This is a genomic window from Rubritalea tangerina (assembly GCF_042683245.1).
Lineage (GTDB): Bacteria > Verrucomicrobiota > Verrucomicrobiia > Verrucomicrobiales > Akkermansiaceae > Rubritalea > Rubritalea tangerina.
The window spans coordinates 138,784-155,875 of record NZ_JBHUJB010000046.1; the positions used below are offsets into that span (position 1 = coordinate 138,784).

Here is a 17,092-nt window from a genome sequence, read left to right on the forward strand (position 1 = left end):
TAAAACACTTTAAAAAAACACATAAAATTTTTAAACCAACAACGATCCATGATTCATTCAGTAGGTCTCAATATAATTCATGAGTTGCGAATTCGATTCTTCTCCCCACTTATTAGAAAATTGAGCTATTAAGGCGGATATAAAAGTCATCTCGAAACCCCTCTTACATTTGTAACCAAAGTCTTATAACCCAATTTCTCTGGCACATACCCTAATAAACGCTCAAATGCATGGAGAATCGTTCCATCCACACCAATCGGCTCTCTAGGATAATCAGCCCACTGTAAATTGAGCTCTATGAATGGCTGAATAGCTTCTGTTCTGCACCAAAACATGGTTCCCACTGGGAAATTTATTTCATTGGGAAGTTTTCCAAACCCCATTCTTTCTGCATATTCTTCAGCAATCAAATCATTCTGAGTCCAAGACACAATATTAGGGTCAGATGGATATATCATCCCAACCGAATCATCACCAAGAAATTGAGTCAGTACTCTATCCATCATCCCCCCTCCCTTATCACCTCCTAATAAATTCTCAAAAAGAAAGTTCGACCACAATTTACCAACTTTATCTGAACCTGTGAAAAGACTCTTCTTAGTGTGCAGATGCCCAATAATCTCATAAGGTGTACCATTCCCAAGAAATTCAGTCAAAAACGGCCCTACATCACGTCCTCGGTTAGGAGTTTTCACTACGCTTTTTAGAGATACTCCAAAGTCACTAGCTGACATACGCACTTCATCAATTGAGTTTTTTTCACTCAAAGTTATAAACACATCAGGTTTAAAACTATTATGTTGAAGCCTTTTGAAAATTTCCACCAGTACATCAACATAATGCACATGTATGTGCAGAGCCACGCGACCTTCCAAGTCTGATATACTATCGCTAACTGGCGAGTTCTCAGATATAACTTCCTGCATCCACTTACCTTCAGGGCGCCCTCTCCTTAAAAATTCAGCGTAAGGATCTTGAACGAAAAAATCACGAGCCTGCAAAGATTCTAAATACATTGTAGAATTAAAACCAGGCTCAGGTCGTCTGACTCCGTACCCTTTTTTAGTCTCACTTAAGTAAAGTTCTACACAACCTCTACTCGAATTAATTTCATCACTCGCTTGGAGAAAGTAATCTTCACGTAAACTATTCGACTTTAGAATTTCCTCAATATCCAATGACAAAATTTCGGGATCGACTTGGCCTAAGGCTACTGAATCGATCTTTTTCAAATAAGAATCCATACAAAAGTTATCTGAAAAATGCTCTCTTACCTTATTTTTAACAGATCGGTAGAACTTGCTATCAGAAGCTAAAACACCAAGCTTCGATGCCATATCATCTACATCCAAATAATCAGCAATCAGAGAATTACCTAAAGCAGCCTTTTCAAGATAGTCAGCAATTCCAGCCGCGCGGTCAAAACACATCACTGGTGTACCCAGAGAGAGAGCATCGATAGCTACATTAGGTAGTGGCTCTACTCGACCTGTAAGCAACAAAAGATCAGCAAGCTGATAGACACACTCAATCTCGGAGGTCCATGGTAGCATAATGACTTGGTCAGTTAGCCCCGAACGATCTATTTGATCTCTAATAGACATCAAATATCGATCATCTCCTTCAGCTTCCCCCCCCTCCACTAACCACACGAACTTAGCGTGAGTACCCCCATACATTTTGATTAATTTCGCAGCGACTCCTATAAAAAGATCAACACCTTTCCTATAATCTACGGATCCGGAACCAATAACAATAAATTGATCACTCCCTCCATCTGGCCTCAATATTGATTTTAGGCGCTCACATTCTTCACTTCCGTCGCCATCATTTAAAGAATGCAACTTAGGCACCTCGCATTTTCCCTGTCCAGTACTATAAACATTATGAGTTCTATTGTAACCCGTTATGCTCAAGGCATTCCGCATCACTACGTCAGCTGGAAAAACAATAGACCTTGACCAATTAAAAGCATATGAAAAAGCCTCTCTACCCTGTTTGGTATAACTCGCAAATTCATGAATGAGCGAGACAGTGGGTATTTTGTAACCTCTCAAAGCCTCTAGAACATGTCTAGACTCTATCGAGTTAACGATAGCGTATTTATAGTCACGCTTCCTCATCAGTGACGACAAACTGTTCAAATAGTAGCCACGAGCGTGATGTTTGCGTTTGTCTACCCAATATTCAACTGAAACAGATTTAAACGCATCGTGCAAAGCTCCTTCCCCAAGAGATAAGATTGTGACGTTGTACTTATCAGACAACTTCTTTGCAATATTATATACTAAAACTGAGCAACCCGTATATGAAGCGTCATGGGAGACAACTAACACACGTGGTTTTGCGTTATTATACTCAATATCCCCACCTCTCCTTGAAGCCCTAGAAAGCAAACCTTTAATGCTAATTTTCCTATGCTCTCCTAGAATTTTTTTTCGACTTTTCCGAATAGACCTTTCAAACTTTCTCAGCCTATTTGCTAATTTCACTTCGCCCTTCATACTCACTTATAAATACATATTCAATTATGTCGCTAACAAGCGAAACCATACTCTCCTACACATAACAAAACTTAATTCGAATCATTAAACACATACTTCATTCACGAAATGGCTACGTTATATCCAAAACGTCAAACCATAGTAGCATTTGGCACTATCACACTATAATGATATTATCCCTCTACATTTAGAGGTTAACAGTCTAGCTAAACCAGCACGGCACATCTCAATATCACTATAACAATTTTACATGCAAAAAACTAAACAGCGTTTTTCTATAACAATGTATCTACCCGCTATTATCAGAAGGCCACAAATAATCATAAACCCTACTCCACCGCTCCATTCGCAATTTCAATTGATCTAATACCTTTCCTTCATCTGTAATTTCGATTTTCCACTTTAGCAGCTCGATAGTGAGAGTAATTCTCAATTTCAGTCTGTACCTACAATACGATCTTTCATTCGCCAAGACATCCATCGTTGATCGTATCATTTTAACACGATCTTTAGCGGTATTTGCTCCATGCCATCTATAACGAAATAAGACCTCATCAAGGTATTTAAACTTCCATTTCTTAGATAACTTGAGCATCAAATTGTAATCCTCTAGCTGAAGGCCCGCATCATAACCACCTACTTCAACCACAGCATCACGACGGAGTAAATACCCATTGGGCACATGATTTCCTTTCAGAAGTAAGGGGTATTGCCCAAATTCATCGCCCAAAAAATTAACATCTGGGCGATTCTGTCTGAGAAAATCTCCAAAGCTGGTATAAGTAGCCTCTTCCCGACTATGAACGTTTTGACAATCTCCATTCCAGAAGCACTCAGCACCTGAGTCATCGATAAATGCATTATCTCCAACAGCCAGAGCATAATCCCTGTGAACATCTAGAAAAGAGCACAAAGTCGCTATAGCGTGAGGCTCCACCACATCATCCGATGCAATAATATAAATATATTCACCATGAGACGATTCGATGGCTCTATTAAGCGCACTCACTACGCCTTGATTTTTTTGCTGTATAAATTCAAACCTACGGCAATGAGCCACGCAAGTGCTGCGCAAACCCTCGATCACAGAAGCTGTCGCATCAGTAGAGCCATCATCAACCACAATCAGCTCAATACTAAAATGCGTTTGGCTACATATCGAGCGTATCGCCTGTTCTACATAAGGAGCATGGTTATATGCTGGCAAGCAAACACTCACAAGAGCACCTTCATTTACACCTAATTTATCAATATAAGCATTATCTTCTTCACCTAATGGCAGTAACGTATTTTTCCAGTGATATAAATCCAATAACTTCTTGGCAAAGAAATTCCTATACTTCACCTTAAAGTGCTCAAAAAAACGTTGGTGCAAATCAATCTCTATGTTTACTTGCTCTATTTGAGTCAAACTAGACCAAATTCCCTTGCCCGAATATCGATATACCGAAACAATTTTTGGCAAAAATACCACTGGACCAAGATCTGAGTATATATACCTGAGAGTTGTGTCAGATAAGTATAATTTATCACTCCATTCTCTGAGAACCTGCTTAAATGATCTCATCAAATAAGTAGACGTATGCAAATAGCAGTCATCAAGCAAATCATAAAATGAGAGTAATTTTTGTGGCTTTCCTTTGCATAGTTCATCGACCCTGCCATCATCAAACTTGATAATCGTTTGAGCAGCAGCCATATAACACTCTGGATTATCTATCAACAATTCGACTTGTAATTGAAGTTTATCGGTAGCAACCCAATAATCATCACATTCACACATTGCACAGAACTCCCCTAGACTAGCCTCAGCCAAAATAGGAGTCGCCCGCACGCCTTGAGCATAGAAGTTCTCAGGCTCCAAAATAGTACGAATTATCTTAGGGTAAAGCTTTCCATATTGCTCAACTATCTCTGCGGTGCCATCAGTCGAAGCATCATCACGCACAATAATCTCTACTGGAAAGTTTGTCTCTTGTGACAACAATGAATCCAAACACTCCTCGATATAATCAACATGGTTATAGGCTGGACACAGGATACTCACAAGAGGCTTCACATCTTCGGCCCAATCTTGATCTTTCAAAGGTAGGCATTCCCCCCTAACCTCTTCTGTAGATAACTTCATATCAAAATTATTTCTACGTTCTTCCATTACCAACAAATCAAGCTGAGAATCAGCACTTAGAAGAATTCAAATGAGGCACACTCGAACTTTTTTCACCCTCACAGCCAAGAAAACGTAACAGCTTGGAATCATCTTCTTCCTTTGTAAGGTCAATTACCAACAACTGATTTTTTCTATCTTGAAAGTATTTAATAATACGCTCATTCCTAGAAATATATTCAGAAACCCTATTATTTTTATCATAGAGCTTACTCCACTCGTACAAAACTTCCCCATCAGACACCGCGGCAACATGTCTTTTGGCCACATTATAAAGATAATTCTCGCGAATATATAAGTTCTTATCTTTAAAAGTATCCTCGACTACATCAGCCACATCTGACACCCCAACAGCTTTCAGTATTGTATTTAAATGAAATCGAACAAGGCTGTCATACCACGCATCGGGATCTCGAACGGTCAGAATAAATTTACTCCCTGGATAAAGGCTATCGACATTTGCGTACACTTCACCTTGTGAAAAAGGTAGATCCTGAAATGCTTGATAGTTGTCACACAATTCTTTTAACGGTTGAAAATCCCCTTGCTGAACGGCTTCTACGACCTTTAATTCTTGTTCACCTTGGTCAGGCATTTTGTACCCCAGCCTTCGCAACAATGACTCTATCGAAGTTGTTCCTGTTTTGTTATTACCAATACAAAAAACTTTTGTGACGCTCCCCTTTTGTTTAGCTGTGTCACATAATTCCGAGTCAGGCTCACCAACTTTACCACAGTCAAAACCCTCCTCGACATTCCCCCCTTTACCTCTGTTAAATAACTTAAAAATACTCACGCTTTCAGATTTCATGCAGTTAAAAAGTCCTTCCGATAAATAAGCCCTCCTATATAGGATCCCTTTTTATCAGTCTGATAGAAGCCGCTTTTTTTATACAATTTCACAGCCCTGTCATTTTTTTCAGACACCTCAAGTAGAATTGATTTACAACCAACAGCTACACTATGTTCATAAGCCTTTTGCATAAGCTCTTGAGCGACTCCCCCTCCTCTAGACTCTGGTGTGACGCAGACTGTTGATATAAACGAAAACGCCTCCCCCTTAATCTCGTTATTTACATAAAAGGCAATCATCCCAATATCTCTTGAACCGTGCACTGCCATATAAACATTAGCATTAGAACACAATTTTTGTGCATAGTCACTAATATTGACTAGCTTGCTAAGCTTGGGCTTAAAATCTCCGTCCATGACTTGGAGTAAATGCGTCACACGTTTGACCCACCCTCCACATGGGGGCGCCGTCCCCAACTCTATTTTAATTTGTTCAGGCAAGTGACTTACTGAGTATTTCAAAGTTCTCCCTAGACATTTTTCTTACTACTTTCATCCGCTCTCTTAATTCATCATGGATTTGCTCTCTATTATCCCACATCTTGGAAAACTTCGCCTTCATTTTATCTACATCAGCAGGGTCAACCAAGAACTCTTCCACTCCAGCAACCCTTGCAAAACCCCTTAATTTGTGTGCTTTAGGCTCATGTCCATAATCAATAACTAGTGTAGGAACATTCTGCGCTAGCGCTCCGACCGCTGCGTGAACTCTGCCACTAATTAAGGCATCCAAATTACCAAGGACACCCTTCATCTGCGGTGGTAAAAAAGTAGCTCCCACAACATGAACTCTTTTTTCCCAGCCTTGTTTCAATGCAATCTCGTACATTTGTTGGGCAAAAGGCTGATCCCGCCCTTGAATCAATTTAAAATTAGGAGGCAATTCAAATCCATTAGAGTGAGACATAAAGTAAATATCTGCATCAGTGGATTCAAGCACATGTCCTACTAGTTGTGTAAACTCATCGTACTCAGCATCGTCGCGCGGCCATTTCGTATACGGTCCTTCGGTCATATTCCAACCACACAAAACAAAACCAATTGCTGGCCTCTTATTCTGCATTAAACCCTCCGCCTCTAGTAAAGAACTGATTACTTCTACACTAGATGGTTCAAATAGAAATGCAGGACAAGCACAGCTATGCACATGATCGATCTCAAACCCTTGGTCGCGAAGCACTTTGATACTTATCTCTTCTCGGTTCGTTACAACATCAAAATTTTTGAAAACCTCTTGTGCTAGTGGCAGTGTGTTAGGGTTTGTGAATGGACCAGGTGACCCTGCTATCATAGCCGTCTTCTTTCCCAATAACTGTGCTACTCGATCTTTCAATAAGCCTATATAAAAACGATTCGGTCCCACAAGGTCGGCATTGTCTCCCCAAATATCTCCACTAAAATCAACAAACAAATCACAGTTCAAAACTTCCTCAATGTAGGGAGTCTGCTCAGCCAGCTGCCCCCCCTCAGCGAAACTCTTCGTTATTTGATATTCTCTCTCAGCTGTTTCTAGGTCTAGATCATCCCAACCATAATAGAGCTCCATTGGAAGCCTAGTAATACCTTCTCTCTCACAAAATGCATCCGACATTTGAAATGTAGTACGCACCTCGGCATCTGGAAATACCTTCCTTAGCTCACGAAACAAAGGCTCCGCTACATAATAGTTTCCAATATTTCCATACTCTAACCTCCCCCAATGTAATGTGCACTGCCCTGTCACTAATATCGTCTTCATACTAATCTAAAAAATACTTATTCAAGTCTCTAATCACTGCTTCTCGCCCCTTCATCATCAATATATCTACAATCGACAACGCTGGTTCAAACTCTCCCCCCCCAAACTGAGGATAGGCCTCTAATGTTGTTTGTAAAAAACTTAGACACATCCCCTGCTTCTCAAACTCCGATTTATCATAGAGCTTCCGCCCCCCTTCAGAGTTTATATATGAGTCACAATCAACCTTAGAGCACAAATCCCACACTCTATACTTGTGCCGCAATAGCTCTCCCTCAGTTTTCAGATGAGAAGAAATTACTATTTTTGTTTCAATGTTCAAATGAGAGCACATCGTCACAATTGAATGGAATATAAAATCAAATAAATTTCTGCAATCACTCAGAAAACATTCTTTAACAAGAGGGTAAGTTTCATCAAAATATGGAGCTTTTTTGTATGACTGCTCAATTTTAGACAATAGCTTTTTGCGCGTCTTCGAAAACTCCTCTGAAATCTTCCTATCACGAACCATCAGATAATCTGAGGCTTTTTCTAGATTAATTGAAAATGGGGATACTTTCTCGTTAAGTAACAAGCGATTCCTATGAATCCATCCACGTTTTGTGAATTCAATATCATCATATACCACAAAGACATCAACAGCTTGAATGAGCTGAAAATAGCCAATGTAAGGCAAAAAATAAGGCTGCATTATGGCACACTTCATAGACATCTATAACTCAAGAAACTCATCAACTCTCTACTTAGACAAACAGCTAGAAAAATACATTTTTACACAGTTTACAATTTTCACCACCTCTTCATTGGTCAAACCATAATACAGAGGCAAACACAGAACCCTCAAAGAGATGTCCTCAGCTATCGGCACATCACTTTTTCTGGAGTAAGGCAGCTCTGTCAAACAAGGGTAAAAATACCGTCGCGCAAAAACACCTTCACACTCCAACTCTTTCAGAACTCCCAAGACCGCTGTCTCGCTTGGCAATATAATGGGATAGTATGCTGCATTGCTGATCGCATGATCTGATTGCACAGGTCGACTTACTTCTTCTATTTCATAGAAATACGAATCATACAGATCAACCAATTCAATCCTAGCTGATATTACTTCTGACATATTTCCCAATAAACTTAAGCCCATTGCTGCGTGAAACTCAGACATCTTTCCATTAATACCAACGCCTTGAAAAGCCTCAGGACTAGCGAATCCAAAGTTCCTCATATATGAAAACTTCTTCGCCAATGATTCATCATTTGTGGCGAGAACCCCTCCTTCTACACTGTGAAACAATTTCGTAGCATGAAGACTCAAAATTGAAACGTCTCCATATGCCATTAAACTTCTTCCCTTGTAAGTTGCACCATATGTATGAGCCGCGTCGTAAATAACTGGCACTCCCCACTTTTTTGAGATCTTTTCAATTCCTTCTATATCGCAAGCGTTACCGAAAACATGTGTACCCATAATAGCCCCTACATCAGGACTCATTTGTTCGGACAGCTTATCTGGTGATAAACATAGAGATTCGGCATCGATATCTGCAAAATCAAATTCAATGCCTTGCCACGCTATCGCAGAACTCGTTGCAACAAATGAAAACGGGGTTGTCAAAACAACTCCCTCTATGCCTAAGGCCTTCAATGCGATTTGAATAGCAACCGTCCCACTACTAACTAGCACAACATGTTTCACCCCAAATTCTGTAGCTAACAGTAGCTCAAACTCTTTAACCAATGGTCCATTATTAGTTAACTGCCCACTCTCCCATATAGACCTAACATATTCGATATATTTATCGATAGGTGGCAAAATCGAGCGAGTTACATTGATCGAAGACATTATTTACTAGACTAGCTTTATAGTTGGGCAATATTTCAACAAACTCATTCTCCGTATGAATTTACAGCATCCACAACGCCCCCTATCTGCTTATCACTCATCACAGGTGAAATAGGCAAAGAAAGTACACTCCTTTCAAGTGCCTCTGTAACAGGGAAATTCAGCCCCTCAAACGCACCAGCGTATGCCTCCTGATTGTGTGGCGCAATCGGATAATGTATAACAGTTTGTATTCCCTTTTCTTCGAGATGACGTACTAATTCCTCCCGTAACTCACATTGAACAACAAATAAATGCCAGACATGCGATTGATCTTGCAGACATTGCGGCAAGACGACTCTATCATTTTTAATCTCTGACAGATAACGTTTTGCTACATGACGTCTTCTAGTTATTTCTGAGTCTAAATGCCTCAACTTCACTCGCAGCATAGCAGCTTGAATTTCGTCTAGACGACTATTCACACCTCGGTAGTCATTCACATATTTGACCGACCCTCCATAATTACCTAGCGCTCTAATAACATCTGCTAACTCCTCATTATTCGTCGTCACAGCACCTCCATCACCGAGGGCTCCAAGATTCTTACCAGGATAAAAACTAAACGCCGAAGCATCACCTAAGGCTCCAGCGCGGACACCTCCCAGCGTACGTGCACCATGCGATTGAGCTGAATCTTCAATCACCTTCAAATCATACTCTCGGGCTATACTATTAATGGCCTGCATGTCACATAATTGACCGTATAAATGTACAGGCATGATGACCCTCGTTGCGTCAGTTATTTTTTCTCTAATTTTTGAAACGTCAATTAAACAAGTATCACTACAGGGCTCCACTAATACAGGCTTCAAACCATTAGCGGAGATAGCTAAAACTGTCGCTATATAAGTATTTGCAGGAACAATAACTTCATCACCAACTGACATAACGCCTAATTCAAGATATGCCTTAAATATAAGAGCTAGTCCATCTAAGCCATTGGCAACCCCAACAGCGAACTTGGTTCCACAATATTTAGCAAACTCCTCCTCAAACTTTGAACTCTCTGCGCCTCGAATATACCAGCCACTATCAATCACGCGTTCACAAGCTGAAACCAGCTCATCTCGATACTGTGTATTCACAGCTTTCAAATCCAAAAATTTGATATTCATAAACCTACAAACTTACTCTTTAGCGTATTTTAGCATTTTTCCCACCATGCGACCTCGCCACTTTTTAGCCTGAAGTAACGAATCCAAAACAGGAATCTGAGCCATCATCATCAGAAAAGAATAAGATGCACACTTGAGACGCATGCGCAGCCTTAAGGAACTCAAGAAGTTCAACCTATTACAGTCCTCTATGCCGCGTACCATATCTTCAACCAACTTCTTCTCTTCACCTATGAATTGTACATATTTCCCCTCACCTCTTCCCTCATTGCACAATGATAGATTAAAAAAAACGCCAAGCTCATTGAACCGGTGTGGCCACCTCCCATTCTGGGCAATAGCGTGCTGACATTCACGAACGCAACGCAACCTCAACTCCTCGTTCGACAACAAAGCTTTTGCTTTTTGTCTCATATCATATTGATCATCGTAGATAATAGCAGACTTCACCTCATCTGATAAATAGCTACCAAATAAATCTAACCAGTCGTCCTTCTTCTCCATCAACAAGCATGCATTTGATGCCATTATATCCATTACCCTCCAAGAAAAAGTTGTAATTGCTTGTGGATGGGAAATATTCACAGCTATTTTTGATGTATTATAAACCCAAGCATTATCCTCTTCTGTCGATATAGGCTTCCCCCTATAACACCGACTAACATCAGGATTAAAATAAGTGGATCTACCTCTCCACCGAACACCATAAATAGCCAACCCTAAATCAGACAGAGCGTTAAGTGCATCCATTCTAACTATACCTGCATAATACCCTTTTGCATAACCCAACAAAGCGTTTAAGTTCTCATCTGAAACCTCATACTCAATCTGACTTCTAAGCTCTTCAAGAGATATAAAATAATTCCCCTTGACCAAAGAATATACATCACAGCCTATCTGTTCGTAAAACAGCTCATTCTCAATAAAATCCTTCTGACAATGATTAGATGCTATGAAAGACAAGTTTTTATCCACATCTAATGATTCAGCATGAAGAGAGGTTGCGGCTGGGATATAAAAATGGCTACTTCCTTCTACTAAGGTTCTTCCTATAACATCCTCAAATAAACGCTTACCACATGGCTGGGTTGACACATAAAAATAACGCTCATCCTGCGCAAGCATTTCCTCCTTATTGAAAAAAAGCTCAGGGGTATCAGCCGCGTAGACTAATACAGGGCCATTAACAGCTTCCGACCCAGCAATTAGAGAAAGGGCGTTATTAAAGCTAATGATGAGATCAGGTGAATACTCAAGGATCTCATTTAGCTCAGCATTCAACACTCGGCCATTATTAATACAGCCACCTAAATTTAGGCGTATCACATTATTACCACATTCAACCAACTCTTTCTGAAGGGACTCATAAAAAACTTGAGCAACCTCAGTGTAATAACACAATACTACATTAGCCATATTACCCTCGCTTTAATACATATGATTTAAACTCAGCATAATCTCGTATATAGTCGTCTTCATCATAATAAGAAGACGCAATACACAGCAAAACACAGTCACTTGAAAAATCAGACATTTCTCGCCACAGCAATGAGTCCAGATAAATGCCCCTCTCGGGAGATGACAAATGCACAACTGTTGAATACTCACCATCATCCAACTTAATGTTACAGGATCCAGATATCGCGATCAGAACTTGCTTCAAATCTTTATGGGCATGATATCCTCGAGTCACCCCAGTTCGAGTTCCATATATATAGTAGATACGCTCAATCTGAAAAGGGACATCCTTGCTACTCTCTATGACATTTAAAGAGCCCCTCTCATCCCCCTTAACATCAAAGTTCACCCATTTTATCAAGTCTCTATTCATCTGACAACTCTTGCAGGATTTCCCACCACTAAGCTATTTTTGGGAACATCTTTGGTAACAACCGCTCCTGCTCCCACCATAGCTCCCTCACCTATCACCACCCCTGGGAGAATAACTGCTCCTGCACCAATACTTGCCCCCTTTTCGATTACAGTCTCTAGAAACGCATCAGGGTAAGCTTTAGATCTTGGATACATGTCATTGGTAAATGTTGCGTTTGGTCCAATAAAGACTTCATCAGCGATACGCAGACCTTCCCAAAGCTGAACACCAGATTTAACTGTAACGCGGTCACCGAGACTAACATTGCCCTCAATTAAACAATGCGAACATATATTACAATTACTCCCAATACGTGCACCTTTCAGAAGAACGCAATACTGCCAAATAGTTGTACCTTCTCCTATTTGATCAGTCTGCACATCTGAACTCTCATGTATCATCACAGATCTCATTTATAAATCACCCAGTGCTTTAAGGTACTCTCCATAGCGAGACTTCTTGTAAGTCTCGGCATGCTCCGCAAGCTTCGCGTCATCAATCCATCCATTCACCCACGCAATTTCCTCTAAACAAGCGATTTTCTGCCCAGTGCGGTTCTCAATCGCTCTCACAAATTCAATCGCCTCAACCATCGAATCATGAGTCCCAGTATCAAACCACGCCATGCCACGACTCATCGTATTGACTTTCAATGATCCCTCCTTCAAATAAAAATCGATCACCTCTGTGATCTCAATTTCGCCTCGTGCAGATGGTTGTACCTGCTTAGCAATTTCTGGCGCTCGCTCATCAAAGAAATACAAGCCTGTCACAGCCCAACTTGATTTTGGATTCTCGGGTTTCTCCTCGATCGATAAAGCGTTATTTTGCTCATCCATCTCAACGATCCCGTATCGTTCAGGGTCATGGACATGAAGAGCAAACACTGATGCACCTCCGTCTCGAGTATTCGCATCTTTTAATGTCTGAGAAAGCCCATGACCGTAGTACAAATTATCACCAAGAATCAAACAAACTGGGGATCCATCCAAAAACTCTTCACCTAAAATGAAGGCCTCAGCCAAGCCGTTAGGGTGTTCCTGAATGGTATATTGAATATCCATCCCAAATTGAGACCCATCACCTAGCAAACTTTGAAATGCCTTTTGATCATGCGGTGTCGTAATAATCAACACCTCGCGAATCCCTGCCAGCATCAATACTGACAATGGGTAATATACCATCGGCTTGTCGTAAATGGGCAACAACTGCTTGCTTACAGCTATCGTTACTGGATAAAGACGCGTCCCCGAGCCCCCCGCTAGAATAATACCTTTCCTCGGTTTTGTTGATCCCTCTGTCATTTTGTTTCTTTCTTTTTAAAGTAGGTAGCTAGTGAATCATTCCAATCAGGAATAGAAATGGAAAATACATTTTTGATTTTTTCGAGATCCAACACCGACCACGCTGGTCGCTTTGCTGGTGTAGGATATTCCGCAGTCGTAATCGCCCGAACCGTATCAGGAACACGCGCCCCATACTCTTCGCTTGTACGAAAAATGGCCTCAGCAAATCCATGCCATGAAGTAACCTCCCCCTCGTTCGAATAATGGTAAACTCCTCCCTGACTGCCATCTAGCGCAGGCACAATGTCTAGTATGGCACCAGCTAAATCACTCGCATAGGTAGGGCGCCCCAACTGATCAGCCACTATACCCAGCTCATCACGAGACTCAGCGAGGCGCAGCATCGTGGATACAAAATTACTCCCCTCGTCACCATAAACCCAACTCGTCCGTATGATCACTGAACTTGCTAAGGCTGCTAAAGCCAACTCCTCCCCCTTAAGCTTAGAAGCCCCATAAGCCCCTAATGGTGAGACCATATCTTCAGGCTTATAGGGCTCAGTCCCACTGCCATCAAAAACATAGTCTGTTGAAACATGGATGAATTGAGCTCCACCATCAGCACAGGCTTTAGCTAAAACTTCGACCCCTTGCGCGTTAACTTGATACGCCAGTTCATGATCCGTCTCGGCCTTATCAACTGCTGTATAAGCAGAGGCATTTACCACTACATCTGGCCTAACACGTTTCAGAACCTCGCGCACTAAGCCTGGATTGGTCAGATCTATGTCCGGTCGGCCAAGTACCGTCATCTCGATACTCTCACGCAACGGTACCGCATCAGCTAACGCCTTTGCTAGCTGACCAGTCTGTCCAACAACCAAAACCTTGGTTGCCTTCTTAACTTGGGGTTCTGACATAAATTTATCAGTTAGAGACCAAGACGCTCACCTGCATACTTTTCCTCAAGAATTGGGCGCCACCAAGATTCATTCTCAAGGTACCATTGCACAGTCGCCTTAATCCCACTGTCAAAATTCTCTTCAGCCTTCCAGCCCAACTCGTCCTCCAACTTCGTGGCGTCGATAGCGTATCGTGCATCGTGACCTGGACGATCCGTTACAAACTTAATCAATGAGGCATGCCCACCTTCAGGAGCTGTATCCACCATCTCGTCTAGCAAACCACAGACAGTCTCAACAACCTCCAAGTTAGTGCGCTCGTTGCGTCCTCCAACGTTGTACTTTTCCCCCAATCGACCAGTCTGTAAAATTGTCCAGAGCGCCTTAGCGTGGTCATCTACAAACAACCAATCGCGCACATTAGAGCCATCTCCATACACAGGCAACTCCTTGTGATGTAACGCATTGAGGATAATCAACGGGATTAATTTCTCTGGGAAATGGTATGGTCCATAGTTGTTGGAACAATTCGAAATAACTATCGGCAAGCCATAGGTGCGATGCCAAGCAATTGCTAGATGATCTGACGCTGCCTTGGAGGCTGAATACGGCGACGACGGATCATACGGAGTAACCTCCTCAAATAAACCTTCCTCACCCAATGAACCGTATACCTCATCAGTTGAAACCAATAGGAACTTAAACTTCTCGGCCTCTTCTTCAGACAATCCACGCCAATGCGCTAGAGCTGCATCAAGTAAAACCGCTGTTCCAACTACATTAGTCTGAATAAATTGCTGAGCTCCAGTAATGGAACGATCCACGTGAGATTCAGCTGCTAAATGCATCACACCCTGCGGTTGATACTTTTTGAAAACCTCCGCCATCGCCTCAGCATCACAAATGTCTGCTTGCACAAAACTGTAGAGCTCTGAGTCCTCTACAGGAGCAACCGAGGTCAAGTTGGCGGCATACGTAAGCACATCAACATTGACGACATGAGCTAACTTGTTCTCGACGAGATAACGACACACTGCTGAACCGATAAATCCAGCCCCACCTGTTACAATAATTGTTGGTACGCTCATGGCTATAGGGTAAATTCTAATTCGATCTCACTGAGTAGAGGCTGCACTTCATCCTTAGCAGATAAAATGGGCTCCCCTTTCAGTGGCCAATCGACACCAATCTCCGCATCATTCCATAGCACTCCCTTGTCACACTCTGGAGCATAACGGTTGGTTACCTTATAGAGCACTTCTGTATCTGGCTCCAGTGTCAAGTAACCATGCGCAAACCCCTTCGGTACTAACAATTGCTGCCAATTATCAGCTGAAAGTTCTACCCCCACCCACTTACCAAAAGTTGCTGAACCCTTGCGAATATCAACGGCAACATCGTAAATAGAACCCCGAACCACGCGCACAAGCTTGTCCTGCGCAAATGGTGGACTCTGGTAATGTAAGCCACGCAAGACACCCGCCTCAGCTGAATAAGCATGATTGTCTTGAATGAATGCTTCAGTAAAGCCATGTTCAGCCAACACAGATTCCTTATATACTTCTGAGAAAAAGCCCCTTGCATCTCCATGCTTCTTAGGGCTCAAGATCAAAACGTCTGGTATTTCAGTAGGAGTTATGGTCATTGAGAGATCGATGAGTAATGCATGCTCTCATTTTTTGTATGTGTAAGGAGCTCATGCGGATGGCAACCTAACGAGATGCATTCCCAAGTTCAAGAGCCAATCCTCACAAATCAAAAAAGAAAGAATATCCTTCCACATTCACGCAAGCTGCGAATACTCTCGCCGCAATCTCATGCCTCTAAAACTGAACATTATCGGCCGCAGTAATGGCGTCGGATTAGACCAAGACGCTAAACTTATCAAAGCGACACTTGAAGCCGCTGGCATGCAGGTCACCGTCAGCCATAGCCGAGGCATCTCATGGCTCCAATCCCTCCTCCCTAAACGCCCCCAATACGACGCAAACATCTTCCTAGAACGCACATTCCCTCGTTGGTTCGGCACAGCAAAACATAATCTACTGATCCCCAACCAAGAACGCTATCCACATAGACTCACCCCAAAACTGAAGCATATGCACGCCGTCCTCTGCAAAACCCACCATGCAGAACATATCTTCAACCAATTCGCCCCCAGCCATTACATCGGCTTTAGTTCACCTGATCGCTCACTCCCCGACCGAGCCATGGACTACCAACGCTTTTTCCACCTTGCTGGCAAAAGCACCCTAAAAGGTACTCAAACCTTATTAGAGCTCTGGCAAAAACACCCAGAATGGCCAAGCCTCACACTCGTCCAACACGCATCAAACGCCCCTACCAGCGTCCCCGACAACGTCGACCTAATCACTGACTACCTCTCGAACGCTGAGCTTCAAAAGCTGCAAAATAGCCACGGCATCCACCTCTGCCCCTCACTCAGCGAGGGCTGGGGCCATTACATCGTCGAGGCCATGAGCTGCAAAGCACTCGTGGTCACCACTGACGCCCCCCCCATGAACGAACTCATCAGCCCAGACCGCGGCACGCTCGTTCCCATCTCCAAATCCGAGCCCAGACACCTTGGAACCAACTTCTACGTCGACCCACATCAGCTCGAACAAAAACTCACCCAATTAATGCAACTCCCAGAAGAGACAAAAAAACAGATGGGCGCCAAAGCGCACACCTGGTTCGAGGAAAACAATGCCACGTTCAGGACCCACCTACCTGAAGTCATCGTAAATATTCTCAACTCTCAATAACC

At 42.3% G+C, this 17,092-nt stretch carries 16 protein-coding genes; 1 reads left to right on the top strand and 15 read right to left on the bottom strand.

What is annotated here, in order from left to right; all coding sequences use genetic code 11:
• Positions 1 to 146: 146 nt before the first annotated feature.
• The 15 genes from ACFSW8_RS11470 to rfbC form a co-directional block, all read right to left on the bottom strand.
• A complete protein-coding gene (locus tag ACFSW8_RS11470) occupies positions 147 to 2,504 on the bottom strand; it encodes a rhamnan synthesis F family protein (RefSeq protein WP_377086285.1) in 2,358 nt (785 codons plus the stop codon).
• Positions 2,505 to 2,793: 289 nt separating this feature from the next.
• Complete coding sequence (locus tag ACFSW8_RS11475) at positions 2,794 to 4,659, bottom strand: glycosyltransferase family 2 protein (RefSeq protein WP_377086286.1); 1,866 nt, start codon at positions 4,657 to 4,659, stop codon at positions 2,794 to 2,796.
• A 22-nt stretch (positions 4,660 to 4,681) separates the two neighbouring features.
• Positions 4,682 to 5,482: a sulfotransferase gene (locus tag ACFSW8_RS11480; RefSeq protein ID WP_377086287.1), complete on the bottom strand. Its 801-nt coding sequence runs from the start codon at positions 5,480 to 5,482 to the stop codon at positions 4,682 to 4,684.
• Positions 5,479 to 5,985 (bottom strand): GNAT family N-acetyltransferase, encoded by a 507-nt coding sequence (locus ACFSW8_RS11485; protein WP_377178287.1) that lies wholly within the window; start codon positions 5,983 to 5,985, stop codon positions 5,479 to 5,481. The genes ACFSW8_RS11480 and ACFSW8_RS11485 overlap by 4 nt, the downstream gene beginning before the upstream one ends.
• The gene (locus ACFSW8_RS11490) at positions 5,957 to 7,261 is read right to left on the bottom strand and encodes a polysaccharide pyruvyl transferase family protein (RefSeq protein ID WP_377086290.1); all 1,305 of its coding nucleotides are present in this window, start codon (positions 7,259 to 7,261) and stop codon (positions 5,957 to 5,959) included. Before ACFSW8_RS11490 ends, ACFSW8_RS11485 begins: the two co-directional genes overlap by 29 nt.
• Position 7,262: 1 nt before the next feature.
• Positions 7,263 to 7,955, bottom strand: a complete 693-nt coding sequence (locus ACFSW8_RS11495; RefSeq protein WP_377178289.1) for a WbqC family protein — start codon at positions 7,953 to 7,955, stop codon at positions 7,263 to 7,265.
• Between the two features lie 48 nt (positions 7,956 to 8,003).
• Positions 8,004 to 9,104, bottom strand: coding sequence for a DegT/DnrJ/EryC1/StrS family aminotransferase (locus tag ACFSW8_RS11500; RefSeq protein ID WP_377178291.1), 1,101 nt, complete (start codon positions 9,102 to 9,104; stop codon positions 8,004 to 8,006).
• 44 nt (positions 9,105 to 9,148) lie between these two features.
• A complete protein-coding gene (locus tag ACFSW8_RS11505) occupies positions 9,149 to 10,261 on the bottom strand; it encodes a DegT/DnrJ/EryC1/StrS family aminotransferase (protein ID WP_377086294.1) in 1,113 nt (370 codons plus the stop codon).
• 12 nt (positions 10,262 to 10,273) lie between these two features.
• The gene (locus tag ACFSW8_RS11510) at positions 10,274 to 11,677 is read right to left on the bottom strand and encodes a glycosyltransferase family protein (protein WP_377178293.1); all 1,404 of its coding nucleotides are present in this window, start codon (positions 11,675 to 11,677) and stop codon (positions 10,274 to 10,276) included.
• Between the two features lies 1 nt (position 11,678).
• Positions 11,679 to 12,092: a sugar 3,4-ketoisomerase gene (locus ACFSW8_RS11515; RefSeq protein WP_377086295.1), complete on the bottom strand. Its 414-nt coding sequence runs from the start codon at positions 12,090 to 12,092 to the stop codon at positions 11,679 to 11,681.
• Entirely contained in the window at positions 12,089 to 12,535 is a 447-nt protein-coding gene (locus tag ACFSW8_RS11520; RefSeq protein WP_377091367.1) for an acyltransferase, read from the bottom strand. Before ACFSW8_RS11520 ends, ACFSW8_RS11515 begins: the two co-directional genes overlap by 4 nt.
• A gap of 12 nt (positions 12,536 to 12,547) precedes the next feature.
• Positions 12,548 to 13,438, bottom strand: a complete 891-nt coding sequence (gene rfbA, locus ACFSW8_RS11525) for a glucose-1-phosphate thymidylyltransferase RfbA (RefSeq protein WP_377086296.1) — start codon at positions 13,436 to 13,438, stop codon at positions 12,548 to 12,550.
• On the bottom strand, positions 13,435 to 14,340 hold the full coding sequence (rfbD, locus tag ACFSW8_RS11530; RefSeq protein WP_377086297.1) for a dTDP-4-dehydrorhamnose reductase: 906 nt from the start codon (positions 14,338 to 14,340) through the stop codon (positions 13,435 to 13,437). The genes rfbA and rfbD overlap by 4 nt, the downstream gene beginning before the upstream one ends.
• An 11-nt stretch (positions 14,341 to 14,351) precedes the next feature.
• A complete protein-coding gene (gene rfbB, locus ACFSW8_RS11535; RefSeq protein WP_377086298.1) occupies positions 14,352 to 15,410 on the bottom strand; it encodes a dTDP-glucose 4,6-dehydratase in 1,059 nt (352 codons plus the stop codon).
• 2 nt (positions 15,411 to 15,412) lie between these two features.
• On the bottom strand, positions 15,413 to 15,967 hold the full coding sequence (gene rfbC, locus ACFSW8_RS11540) for a dTDP-4-dehydrorhamnose 3,5-epimerase (protein WP_377086300.1): 555 nt from the start codon (positions 15,965 to 15,967) through the stop codon (positions 15,413 to 15,415).
• 172 nt (positions 15,968 to 16,139) lie between these two features.
• Here rfbC and ACFSW8_RS11545 point away from each other — a divergent pair, with 172 nt between their 5' ends.
• Positions 16,140 to 17,090 carry a glycosyltransferase gene (locus ACFSW8_RS11545; RefSeq protein ID WP_377086303.1) on the top strand — a complete coding sequence of 317 codons (951 nt, stop codon included), beginning with the start codon at positions 16,140 to 16,142 and terminating at the stop codon, positions 17,088 to 17,090.
• Positions 17,091 to 17,092 lie beyond the last annotated feature (2 nt).